Source organism: Mycobacterium sp. NPDC003449, assembly GCF_053588415.1.
On sequence record NZ_JBSFPX010000025.1, the window covers coordinates 40,144 to 52,028 of the forward strand.

The following is an 11,885-nucleotide window of genomic DNA, read 5'->3' on the forward strand; positions in this document are numbered from 1 at the left end:
TCTCCTTACTCGGCGATTTGGGTGCATCTGGTAACGCTGAGCGTTACTGGATGCACCGAAATCACTGGATGTCGGTGGGCGCTCCGGTGCCCATGTACTTGGAAAGTTGGTAGTGCAGGTTGACCGTGCTGCGTTCGCGATAGGGATTCGGCAGAGTTCCCGGGAAGCCGGCCGATTTCATCCCCTGTTGCACCGCGGCCATATTCGAGAAGTCCTGCGGCAGCACCGACAGCCAGTTCGGTGAATCCTTGGGCGTGTAGGCCCATTCGGTGTCCGGCTCTTCACCCTTCGGGTACAGCTCGAACACGGCGACTTCGAAGATGCACTTATCCGGGTCGTAGCCCGGATCGGGCCGGGCGGCGTAGCACAGCGCGCTGGTCAGGCCCTGCCCTACCTGAAAATTGGGGAAGATCTGCCAGGCCGTACCGCTCTGGCCGAGGATGTCGGGCGGGATGGTCGGCCATTCAACACCCCGCGCCGCGTCATCCCTTCGCGCCGAGGCCAGCCAGTACTGCAGCACCTCGTCGGCCGGGGTGCCCTCGGGCAGTTCATCGACGAGTCGCTTGGCGGCGTTCACCAGGGTGTTCGTCGTCGTCGCGTTGGTCTCCTCCATGGTGTAGATCTGCATCTCAGCGGTGGAGATGCGCGGATCACCGGTTCCCAGCCGGATCTTGGACTTGGTCTCGTCCATACCCTTCGGCGCGTCGTAGCCGATGTTGCTGTGGCGGCCCTGCGCCTTCGCCCAGCCCTTGAACTCGCCGAACTTGTTGAACTCCGGGTGCGTGGTGAACACGTGGTAGGTCTCGTTGAAGGCCTCCATCGCGACCTTCCAATTGCAGTCGAAGTGCAACCATTTGCGCCACTTGTAGCGCATGTTCTCCAACCCGAACGGATCGAGAATCTTGGCGGCAGGCATCAGATAATCGGCCAACGACTCGCAATCGGGATCCATGTTGATGAACAACCATCCGCCCCAGGTATCCACCTGCACGGGCGCCAGATGGGTATTGCGCGGTGTGAGCGTGCCCTGCCAGTCGTCCTGTTCCCGGATGTGGGTGCAGGCTCCGTCGAGTCCATAGGTCCACCCGTGGAATCCGCACACGAAGGATTTCCTGGCCCGGCCGGTCGCATTCTTGGCGCCCTCGGGTTTGTCGATCAGCTTGCGTCCGCGGTGCATGCACACGTTGTGGTGGGCGGCAAACGTGTGCGCGCCGGTCCGCACCACGATGATCGAATCGTCCAGAATGTCGTAGGTCAGGTAGTTGCCGACCTCGGGAATCTCCTCGACCCGCCCGACCTGCTGCCACACCTTGCGCCACAGTCGATCCCGTTCGGCGCGAGCGTAGTCCGCGGAGACATACGCCTCGACCGGAATCGTGGTCGGTTGCGACAGATCCTCGGCGACCTCACCGGTCGAATCGTCCGGTTCGGCGTCGATGTCCATCGCGGCGTCGAGATCGGTTTCGGTATGGGCCATTAGAACCTCCTGATGGCTTCACGGAAGTCTTCGTCCTTGAGGAACAGTGAGGTGTTGTCGGCGCCGAGATGGGTCCAGCGCAGGTCGAGCCCGCCATCGACGAGCAGGGTCTGGCCGGTGATGTAGCCCGACAGGTCCGACAGCAGGAACAGCATCGCCCCGGCCTGCTCCTCCGGGGTGCCCCGGCGGCCCATCGCGATGGCCCGCCGGTCCCGGTCCGGGTCGGCGTCGACATAGTTTGCCGAGGCGGCGGTTTCGGTGACGCCGGGCGCGACCGCGTTCACCCGGATGCCGTCGGCGGCGAGTTCGACCGCCATGGTGCGGGTCGCGGCCACGATCGCGGCCTTCGCGGTGCCGTACGCGACGTGGTACGGCGCGGTGTTCATGCCGCTGATCGAGGACACCGAGACGATCGAGCCACCGGCGGACTGCCCCCGCAGTTCCCTTGCGACGGCCTGGCTCATGAAGAACATGGTCTCCAGGTTCGCGGTGAACAGGGCGCGCCAGTCGGCGCGCGACACCCGGGTCGAGGGCATCCACGTCGACGGCGCGGCCCCGCCCGCGACGTTCACCAGCCCGTACAGCCGGCCCTCGGCGCTGCGCGCCGCGTCCAGCACCGTCGCGATGCCGTCGTCGGTGGCGGCGTCGGCGGCCACTGGAACCACCGACAGTCCGGCGGCTGCCAGCGGCGCGATGTGGCTGTCGAGGTTGTCCTTGGACCGGCTCACCGCGATCACCGTCGCGCCCGCCTCGGCAGCCAGCCGGGTCACGGTCGTCCCGATGCCGCCACCACCGGCGCCCGAGACCACCACGGCCCGGCCGTCCAGGCTCAGGGGATTCTCCATGCCGGTCCTAATTGTCCGGACAATAAATGGTGCTCTGCATATTGGAGAACACTATTCCGCAGCGTCTATTCGACCGTCAAGGGCGAGTATGCAATGACCCGAACCTATTGTCTGGACTACAACGGGTTGCTAACGTCCGAGGTCATGAGATCAGCCGCAAACCCGTCGGTGGCCGCGGGCTGGCAGTTGCGGCCGGTCGCCGGGCCGAGCTGGCTGTTCGGCGCGAACGGCCTGCGGACCGGACCGGACGGGCGGATCTACGTGGCCCAGGTGACCGGCAGCCAGATCAGCGCGCTCGACGTCGACACCGGCCGCGTGGAGACGGTGAGCGCCAAGGGCGGCGACATCATCGCGCCCGACGATGTCGCATTCGACCCGCACGGCAACCTGTACGCGACCGAGGTGATGGACGGCCGGGTCAGCGTCCGCGAGACCGGCGGCGCCACCCGGGTTCTGCGCGACGACGTGCCCTCGGCCAACGGCATCACGTTCCATCGGGGCAGGCTGTTCATCGGGGAGTGCCGCGAGGGCGGGCGGTTGCTGGAGTTCGACCTGGCCGGCGGGCCACCGCGGGTGCTCCTGGAGAACGTGCCCTCACCGAACGCCATGGAGGTCGGCCCGGACGGGCTGCTCTACTTCCCGGTGATGGGAGCCAACCAGATCTGGCGGATACACCCCGACGGCGGGGAAGCTCAGGTGGTGGCCGGCGACCTCGGAGTCCCGGATGCGGTCAAGTTCGACGCCGACGGCTTCATCGTGTCCACCCAGGTGGCCAGCGGCCAGGTGTTGCGCATCGACCCGCGCACCGGTGACCGGACGCTGCTGGCCCAGCTCAAGCCGGGCCTGGACAACCTCACCTTCGTGGGCGACCGGTTGTTCGTCTCCAACTTCACCGGCGAGATCACCGAGGTCTCGAGTGCCGATACCCGCGCCCTGCTGCCCGGCGGGCTGAACTGGCCGCTGGATCTCACGGTCGGCACCGACGGAGAACTCTATGTGGCCGACGGCACCTACTTCTACCGGGTCGGCCCGGACGGTGCCCTGCACACCGTGGGCATGCTGTTCTCGCCGGGCTATCCGGGTTTCCTGCGCGGTGTGACCGCCTGCGGCCCAGGGGATTTCCTCGTGACGACGGCCGGTGACCAGGTGTTGCGGTACCGGCCGGCGGACGCCGCGAGCGAGGCACTCGCCGACCGGATCGACCAGCCCTACGGGGTAGCGGCCGCGGCGGACGGTACGCCGGTGATCGTCGAGCAGGGCGCCGGACGGCTGCTCGCGCTGCGCGACGGCGCGGTCAAGGTGCTGGCCACCGGACTCGACACCCCGGTCGGGGTGACGTTCGGCCCCGACGGCTCCCCGCTGGTGTCGGTGGCCGGGGCCGTCATTCGGGTGGACGGTCGGGGCGCCACCGTGCTCGTCGACGGATTGCACACGCCGCAGGGCATTCTGGTGCACGACGGGCTGCTCTACATCGTCGATGCCGGCAGCAAGGAGCTCATCGCCCACGATCTGAACACCGGGGCCCGCAGCACCATCGCCACCGGACTTCCGGTCGGCCCGCCGCCCGGTGTCATCCCCAAACCGCTCAAGGGGATGCCGCCGTTCTCAGGACCGCAGGGCCCGTTCGCCGGAATCGCCGCAGGAGGCGATGGGACGCTCTATATTTCGGCCGACGGCGACGGCAGCATACTGGCGCTGCGCCGGGTCCGGGACCGCGCATGACGATAAGTCCCCCCGTGCACCGCTACCTGCAGGTGGCCCGCACCCTCAGGAAAGAGATCGTCGACGGGGTCTACCCGGTCGGCTCCCAGCTTCCCACCGAACACGAACTGTGCGAACGCTTCGAGGTCAGCCGCTACACCGTCCGTGAGGCGCTGCGCCGGTTGCGCGATGACAATCTGGTGGCCTCGCGCCCCAGGGCCGGCACGCTCGTGATCCCGCGGGCCGCGACCAATTCCTATGCCCAGGACGTCGTGTCGATCAACGACCTGCTGGCGTTCGCCGCGGGCGCCCGGTTCATCATCGAATCCAACGCCATGGTCACCATCGACGACGAACTGTCCGAGCGCACCGGGCTGCCGGTCGGCGAACAGTGCCTCGCGGTGCGGGGCCACCGGGAGACCGAGAGCGGGGCGCCGCCGGTCTGCCGCACCGAGTACTACATCAACCGGTCGTTCGCCGCGGTGGGCCGGTTGCTGCAACGCCACACCGGGCCGATCTTCCCGCTCGTCGAGGACCTGTTCGGGGTAAGCATCGTCGAGGTACACCAACAGATCTCGGCTATCACCGTATCCCCCGAGCTGGCTGTCCTGCTCCAGGTCAGCGCGGGCAGCGCCGCGCTGCGCATGCAGCGCACCTACACCACCTCCGACGGAGAGGTCGCGCAGGTCACCGTCAACACCCATCCCGCGGACCGGTACCGGCACACCATGACGATGCGCCGGGTCAAAGGCTGAGTACATGCCGACCACGCTGGCCGACGCCCTGGCCGAGGCCGCCCACGACACCCCGGACCGGGTACTGCTGATCGACGGCGACACCCGGGTGACGTGTCGAGAACTGCACCGCGAGGCAACGGCACTGGCGTACGACATGTCGCGGCGGATGCCCGCGGGCAGCGTGGTGTCGTTCATGCTGCCCAACTGGCACGAGGCGGCCTCCGTCTACCTCGCGGCGACCCTGGCCGGCATGGTGGTCAATCCGATCCTGCCGTCGCTGCGCGACCGCGAACTGCGGTTCATCCTCGGCGATGCCGACAGCCGGATGATCTTCATTCCGGAGCGGTTCGGCAACCACGACTATGCGGCGATGCTGGCCCGGGTCTGCGCCCAGCTGTCCTCGCCGCCCGATGTGGTGGTGGTGCGCGGCGGATCGCCACTCCCGTCCGCGACCACCGGCGACCTACCTGCCCTGGACGCCGAGGCCGTCCGGATGATCCTCTACACCTCCGGTACCACGGGACGGCCCAAAGGGGTGCTGCACAGCCATAGCTCGATCCATGCGTTGATCTGTCAGCTGCGCGACCACTGGATGGTGGAGCCCGGTGACACCTTCCTGGTGCCCTCCCCCATCGCCCACATCGGCGGGTCCATCTACGCCTTCGAATGCCCGCTGCTGCTCGGCACCACCGCGGTCCTGATGCAGCGGTGGGACGCCGAGGATGGCGTGGCGTTGATGACCCGACACCGCTGCACCCACATGGCCGGCGCGACACCGTTTCTGGAGCAACTGCTCGACGCCGCCGAACACGCCGGGACCCGACTGCCCGACCTCAAGGTGTTCATCTGCGGCGGCGCGTCGGTGCCGCCCACGCTGATCCGGCGGGCATCCGAATTCTTCGAACGTGCGGTGGTCAGCCGGGTGTACGGATCGACCGAAGTCCCGGTCACCACCGTCGGCGCGTTGGGCGACGTCGACCATGCGTCCGAGACCGACGGCCGGCCCGGCATCGCCGAGATCCGGCTGGTGTCCGGTGAGATCCGGACCCGCGGCCCGCAGATGCTGCTCGGCTATCTGCACCCCGCGGATAACACCGAATCCTTCGACGCACAGGGGTTCTTCCGCACCGGCGACCTCGGCCGCTGGGTGGACGGTGACTACCTCACGGTGACCGGCCGGGCCAAGGACCTGATCATCCGAAACGGCGAGAACATCTCGCCCAAGGAAGTCGAGGACATCCTGGTCGGGCAACTGGGGATCACCGAGATCGCCGTCGTCGGATTGCCCGATGCCCGCAGCGGGGAACGGGCCTGCGCCGTGATCGTATCGGCCGACGGCGCCCGCCCCGACGTGACGGCGCTGGGTGAGGCACTGGCCAAGGCCGGGGTGGCCAAGTTCAAAACACCCGAGCAGGTGGAGATCTGGGACGCACTGCCCCGCAACGACGCGGGCAAGGTGCTCAAACACCGGATCCGGGCGACGTTGATGGAGGGGCAATGCGGGTAGCGATCGTCACGGGGGCCAGCAGCGGCATCGGCTTCGGATGCGCGACCAAGCTGACCGAGGCGGGCATCGCGGTGCTGGGCGCCGGGCGGGACGAGCGGCGCCTCGCGGAGCTGGAACACGCCATCGGCGATCCGGAGCGGGTGCAGACCGTCGCGGCCGACCTGACTGCCGACGACGGCCCTGGCCTGGTGGTCGAGGCCGCCGTGCGGCGCTGGGGCCACATCGACTTCCTGATCAACAACGCCGGTATCGGCAGCCCCAAACCCCTGCACGAGACCGACGACGAGACCCTGGACCATTTCCTGGGCATCGTGCTGCGGGCCCCGTTCCGGCTGGCCCGGGATGTGCTGCCGCATATGGGTCCTGGTTCGGCGATCATCAACGTCACCTCCACGTTCGCGGTCGTCGGCGGTTTGCGCGGCGGCGCGTACTCGGCGGCCAAGGGCGGCCTGACCGCGCTGACCACACACATCGCCTGCCAGTACGGGGCCCAGGGCATCCGCTGCAACGCGGTGGCCCCTGGTGTCACGGTGACGCCGATGGTCGAGCAGCGCCTGGAGAACGAAGGGTTCCGCAAGATGCAGACCGAGATGACACCGCACACCCGGCTGGGCCGGGTGGACGATATCGCGTCGACGGTGGCGTTTCTGTGCTCGGAGGGTGGCAGCTTTATCAACGGGCAGACCATCGTCGTCGACGGCGGCTGGAGCTCGACGAAATACCTGTCCGAGCATGCCCTGACATCGGAATGGGTGGCCCGGTGAATCTTTTCGCGGTGCTGGATCAGGCGGCAGGCCGATTCGCCGATCGCGGCGCGGTATTCCACGGCGAACGACAGCTCTACACCTGGGCCCAGCTGCGCGACCGGGTGCTCACGCTGGCATCCTCGATCCGCACCCTCGGTGACCGGGGTGCCCGCATCGCCGTCGCCAGCGAGAACCGCCCGGAGATCGTGGAACTCATGTTCGCGATCTGGGCCGCGGAATGCGTGTTCGTCCCGATCAACTACAAGCTTCACCCGCGAGAGATGGCCGATATCGTCACCGATTGCGGTGCGGCACAGGTTTTCGCGTCACCAAAGATCGCCGCCGAGCTGACGCTCGACGTTCCGCTCGAGGTGATCGGCTCCGAAACCTACGCCGCGCGGTTCGATGCCGAACCCGTCGCCCCGCCCGTCACCGATCCGAACTCCCTGGCCTGGCTGTTCTACACCAGCGGCACCACCGGTAAATCCAAGGGCGCCATGCTCTCCCACCGCAATCTGATGGCGATGACGGTGTCCCACCTGGCCGATTTCGATTCGCCGGACGAGAACTGCAGCCTGGTCCACGGTGCCCCGATGTCACACGGGTCGGGTCTGTACGTGGCGCCCTACGTGCTGCGCGGCGCCCGGCAGGTCGTGCCGTCGTCGGGGGCGTTCGAACCCGACGAGTTCCTGGACCTCTGCGAGCACCACCCGGGGTGCAGCGCGTTCCTCGCTCCCACCATGGTGGCGCGGCTACTCCAGACCGGCCGACCCCGCCCGTCCGGGCTACGGACCGTAATCTACGGCGGCGGGCCGATGTACGTCGAAAGCCTCAAGAAGGCGCTGGCCGCCTACGGTCCGGTCTTCGCCCAGCTCTACGGCCAGGGCGAGGCGCCGATGACCATCACCGGCCTGCGCCCGGCCGACCATGTGGACGCCCCCGATGCGGTGCTGGGCTCGGTCGGGTACGCGCGCTCCGGGGTGGACGTGGCGGTCCTCACCGAGAGCGGGGAGCCGGCGGGCACCGACGAGATCGGCGAGATCGTCTGCCGCGGTGACGTCGTCATGTCCGGGTACTGGAACAACCCGGCGGCCACGGCCGCAACGCTCAAGGACGGTTGGCTGCACACCGGCGATATGGGGTCGTTCGATGCGTGCGGCTACCTCACCCTGCGCGACCGGTCCAAGGATGTGGTGATCAGTGGCGGCAGCAACATCTATCCGCGCGAGGTGGAGGAAGTGCTGCTCGAACATCCGGGCGTGGTCGAGGCCGGGGTGGTGGGTGCGCCCGACGATGAGTGGGGTGAGATCGTGGTGGCGTTCATCGTGACCGACGGAGCCGGCGAGGTGTCCCCCGCCGACCTGGATGCTCATCTGCTGCAACGCATCGCCCGGTTCAAGCGACCCAAGCGGTATGAGTTCATCGACGCGCTGCCGAAGAACAGTTACGGCAAGGTGTTGAAACGGGAGTTACGCGAGGGGTTGACTCCCTAACGCGAGCAGACGCGCGGGTACCCGAGAATGCGCGTTTACGGGTACCGGCACGTCTGCTCGCCGAGGGAAAGGGTCACCACATCAGCCCGCGGATCATCGCCGTCGGCGGAATGTCCTCGACCGCGACCAATCCCGCAGGCGCCCGGCACACCCAGTCGATGGCGTTGACCGCCCTGGCCGCGGTGGACAGACACCCGGCGTCGGTGACATCGAGCGCCGGATGCGACAGTTGGGTGCTCACCTCGATGCGCGGCTCGCCCTCCACGATGACCTTGTGCACACCGGTCTGGCCGTCGGGCGGATATTCCCAGTCCGGGGCCGCGGCAGCGGTGAGGCGGGTGGTGTGCTCGACGGTGATGACCGGAACCCCGCCCCGCACCCCCTCGGCCGCGAACCGTACCCCCGCCAGCTGTCCGGCCTCCACGGTCATCATGGTGCATTCGATGCGGTCGGTGGCGTACCACGGTTCGTAGCGTTGCCGGACCTCGTCGAGTTCCACCCCGAGGTGGCCAGCGAGATTGCGCACCAGCCCGCCGAATATCGACGTGATGACTCCGGGCTGGAAGGCCATCGGCAGCTCGTCACCGGGAGCGGCGCCGAAACCCATTGCCGTTCCGGTATATTCGTAATCGTCATAGTTGCCGTAGTCGAAGATCTCCTGCACGGTGACCGACTCCGCCCGAGTCACCAGGCTCAGCGCGGCGTGTACCGCGGTGTCGCCCGAATAGCCCGGGTCGATGCCGTTCACATACAGCGAGGAGTTTCCCGCCGCACAGGCCTGTTCCAGCGGCACCCGCAACCAGTCCTCGGCCTGACGGGGTGTCACCAGCCAGACCATCGACGTACCGACGACGTTGATCCCGGCCGACAGGAAGCGCGACATCTGCTCGATCGCCTCCATCGGGCGCGTCTCCCCGAGTGCGGTGTACACCACGCAATCCGGTCGCAACGCGATCAATGCCTCGATGTCATCGGTCGCGACGACGCCGGTGGGGTCGCCGAGCCCGCACAACTCCGCCGCGTCCCGACCGATCTTGTCCGGGCCCGCGGCGTGCACACCGACCAGTTCGAGATCGGGCCTGCCGATGATCGCCGCCAGCGAGTGCCTGCCGACATTTCCGGTGGAGAACTGGACCACTCTGCGCATCGTTGCGCTCCTCAGTAATCGGGAATCGGCAGCGGCGAGTTGTTCGAGTCGATACCACCGTCCACGTGGAAGACAGCGTTGGTGGCATAGCAATCTCGGGTGGACAGGTAGATGCAGAGTCGGCCGAGGTCCTCGACATCGCCGAGCCGGTGCAACGGCGTCGCCTCGTTCATCTTCTCCAGCGATCCCGGCATCATGTCCAGGCTGCCCTGCAGACCGTCGGTGGCGAACGACCCCAGTGCGATCGCATTCACCCGGATCTTGGGAGCCAACTCCTGGGCCATCGCGCGAGTGAGCGCTTCCAGTCCGCCCTTGGCGGTGCAGTAGGCGGTCAGGGCCCGGATGCCGAACCGGGCCGACCCCGATGAGATGTTGATGATCGAACCCCGGCCGGCGTCGAGCATGTGTCGCGCGGCGAGCTGACTCATGGTGAACGCGGAGGTGACGCACCAGTCGAAGGTGTGCCGGAAGTCCTCCTCGGTGATGTCGAGAAACCGCGCGTACGTCGAGCCACCGACATTATTGACCAGGATGTCGATGCGGCCGTAGTTCTCCATGGCCGTGGCCACCACACGTTCGCCGTCGGACCGGCTCATCGCGTCGGCGACGACCGCCATCCCCTTCCCGCCGGACTGTTCGATGCCCTCGATGGTGTTCACGATGTCGGATTCCGTACGGGCCGTGCCGACTACGGTCGCACCGGCCTCCGCCAGCACCCGCGCGATGCCCTGACCGACCCCCTTGCCGGCTCCGGTCACGATCGCGACCTGCCCGGTGAGGTCGAACTGTTCCAACGCCATAGCCCACTCTGACTTACATCAACGAACTATTGCAAGATATCGGAGCATTCTTCCTGAAATATGCTGTTGTGCATCGTCACTCTTCCTTTACAGAGTTCTTCGTTGCCGATTGACTACTGAGTATCACTGACTATAGTCAGTGTCCATGAACCTGCGGATGACCAGTTCGGGCAGCAGGAGTGTGCCGCCGCGAGCATCGGCGAGTGGGCTCGACGAGCACATGGAGGCCTCGCAGCGCGCGCAACGCCAGGCCGACAAATGGCTGATCTCGGGCGGCCTGCTGATCGGTACTGCCGCGCTCGGGATCTTCGGCCTGCCACTGTTCCTGCGCGGCGTCTGGCTCCTGCGCAAGGCCCAACGGAACGGCCTGACCGTGCGCCCGATGCTGGTCACCCTGCTCGGCTATCTGGTCATCATCGACGCCGCGATCAACACCGTCGGCTGGGCATTGGACCTGTTCGCCAGCCACACCATCCTGGCCCGGATCCTGTTGAACGGCTGGGGAGCAATGTTCGACGCGGGCTACTTCTGGCACTACAACGAGCTGTGGATCGGCGGCGCCGCGGGCCCGGGCGAGAAGGCGATGGAAGTCGGGATGATCCTCACCGTCTTCACCATGCGCATCGCCGCGGGCATCGGGTTCCTGCAGATGAAACGCTGGGGCCACCAATGGATGATCATCACCTGCTGGATGGGCGTGCTCATCTGGTGCGTCTACGTCTTCAACATGACCATGTTCGCCGACGTCCGCTACGCCGGCGTCATCTTCCCCGTCATCGGCTGGTGGCTCTACGACATCTTCTACATCACCCCCTTCCTCGCCATCCCCTACCTACACACCGTCAACCGCGAAATCTTCTCGGACTGAAGGAGAACCGTGACAACCACAGAGGAAACGAAGGCCGAGGATCTCCCGCCAGGCACGACGCCGTACTACTCGCGGATGCACCGCTACATCAAGCGGGCCGTGTTGGTGTGTCTGGTCGCGCTCGTCATCGAGGGCGCGTTCACGCTGCCGTTCATGGCGGTGTACTACGGCTATCCGACGCTCAGCCTGACCGAGATCTGCAGTGAACTGCTCAAAGTGCGGTACTCCGACGACACCCTGGAGTGCAAGGTGCCCTACCCGCCGTTGGGCCCGCCCGAGGGCGCCGAGGGCAAGGACACCGCACAGGACGAGTGGGGCATTCAGCCGGTGCCGAAGTATCACCGGCTGGGATTTCGGGAACTGGTGCGCATCCACGAGGAGCGCGAGGCGCGCCATGCCGCGCAGCACGCCGCACCGTGACAACCGTTAACGCGCGAGCAGACGCAAAACTGCCCAAAACCCCGAGGATTGAGACGAGGTGCTCATCAGGACCTGGGTCGATGGGCGGCTGGTGCAGGCCGAGCCGGTGTCCGCGGCCCATGTCGGCCCCGAAGACCTGGTCTG

At 66.8% G+C, this 11,885-nt stretch carries 11 protein-coding genes; 7 read left to right on the top strand and 4 right to left on the bottom strand.

Going from position 1 to position 11,885, the window contains the following annotated elements; all coding sequences use genetic code 11:
• Window positions 1-61: 61 nt before the first annotated feature.
• Together ACWDTP_RS09890 and ACWDTP_RS09895 are read right to left on the bottom strand one after the other, a co-directional pair.
• Window positions 62-1,477, bottom strand: coding sequence for an aromatic ring-hydroxylating oxygenase subunit alpha (locus ACWDTP_RS09890; RefSeq protein ID WP_450019026.1), 1,416 nt, complete (start codon window positions 1,475-1,477; stop codon window positions 62-64).
• Complete coding sequence (locus ACWDTP_RS09895; protein ID WP_450019028.1) at window positions 1,477-2,322, bottom strand: SDR family NAD(P)-dependent oxidoreductase; 846 nt, start codon at window positions 2,320-2,322, stop codon at window positions 1,477-1,479. Before ACWDTP_RS09895 ends, ACWDTP_RS09890 begins: the two co-directional genes overlap by 1 nt.
• 144 nt (window positions 2,323-2,466) lie before the next feature.
• Between ACWDTP_RS09895 and ACWDTP_RS09900 the strand changes: the two genes are divergently transcribed.
• Genes ACWDTP_RS09900 through ACWDTP_RS09920 form a run of 5 tightly spaced genes read left to right on the top strand, consistent with a single transcriptional unit; the run spans window position 2,467 to window position 8,506 of the window.
• Window positions 2,467-4,044 carry an SMP-30/gluconolactonase/LRE family protein gene (locus ACWDTP_RS09900; protein ID WP_450019029.1) on the top strand — a complete coding sequence of 526 codons (1,578 nt, stop codon included), beginning with the start codon at window positions 2,467-2,469 and terminating at the stop codon, window positions 4,042-4,044.
• Window positions 4,041-4,778: a GntR family transcriptional regulator gene (locus ACWDTP_RS09905; protein WP_450019031.1), complete on the top strand. Its 738-nt coding sequence runs from the start codon at window positions 4,041-4,043 to the stop codon at window positions 4,776-4,778. The genes ACWDTP_RS09900 and ACWDTP_RS09905 overlap by 4 nt, the downstream gene beginning before the upstream one ends.
• A gap of 4 nt (window positions 4,779-4,782) precedes the next feature.
• Window positions 4,783-6,267 carry an AMP-binding protein gene (locus ACWDTP_RS09910; protein WP_450019033.1) on the top strand — a complete coding sequence of 495 codons (1,485 nt, stop codon included), beginning with the start codon at window positions 4,783-4,785 and terminating at the stop codon, window positions 6,265-6,267.
• Complete coding sequence (locus ACWDTP_RS09915; protein ID WP_450019035.1) at window positions 6,258-7,031, top strand: SDR family NAD(P)-dependent oxidoreductase; 774 nt, start codon at window positions 6,258-6,260, stop codon at window positions 7,029-7,031. The genes ACWDTP_RS09910 and ACWDTP_RS09915 overlap by 10 nt, the downstream gene beginning before the upstream one ends.
• Window positions 7,028-8,506 (top strand): acyl-CoA synthetase, encoded by a 1,479-nt coding sequence (locus tag ACWDTP_RS09920; RefSeq protein WP_450019037.1) that lies wholly within the window; start codon window positions 7,028-7,030, stop codon window positions 8,504-8,506. The genes ACWDTP_RS09915 and ACWDTP_RS09920 overlap by 4 nt, the downstream gene beginning before the upstream one ends.
• A 73-nt stretch (window positions 8,507-8,579) precedes the next feature.
• Here the strand turns inward: ACWDTP_RS09920 and ACWDTP_RS09925 are convergent, their stop codons facing one another.
• Complete coding sequence (locus ACWDTP_RS09925; protein WP_450019039.1) at window positions 8,580-9,653, bottom strand: NAD(P)H-dependent amine dehydrogenase family protein; 1,074 nt, start codon at window positions 9,651-9,653, stop codon at window positions 8,580-8,582.
• 11 nt (window positions 9,654-9,664) lie between these two features.
• On the bottom strand, window positions 9,665-10,453 hold the full coding sequence (locus tag ACWDTP_RS09930; RefSeq protein WP_450019041.1) for an SDR family NAD(P)-dependent oxidoreductase: 789 nt from the start codon (window positions 10,451-10,453) through the stop codon (window positions 9,665-9,667).
• Between the two features lie 145 nt (window positions 10,454-10,598).
• Here ACWDTP_RS09930 and ACWDTP_RS09935 point away from each other — a divergent pair, with 145 nt between their 5' ends.
• Both ACWDTP_RS09935 and ACWDTP_RS09940 read left to right on the top strand, forming a co-directional pair.
• A complete protein-coding gene (locus ACWDTP_RS09935; RefSeq protein WP_450019043.1) occupies window positions 10,599-11,321 on the top strand; it encodes a hypothetical protein in 723 nt (240 codons plus the stop codon).
• Window positions 11,322-11,330: 9 nt separating this feature from the next.
• Complete coding sequence (locus tag ACWDTP_RS09940; RefSeq protein ID WP_450019045.1) at window positions 11,331-11,741, top strand: hypothetical protein; 411 nt, start codon at window positions 11,331-11,333, stop codon at window positions 11,739-11,741.
• Window positions 11,742-11,885: the final 144 nt, after the last annotated feature.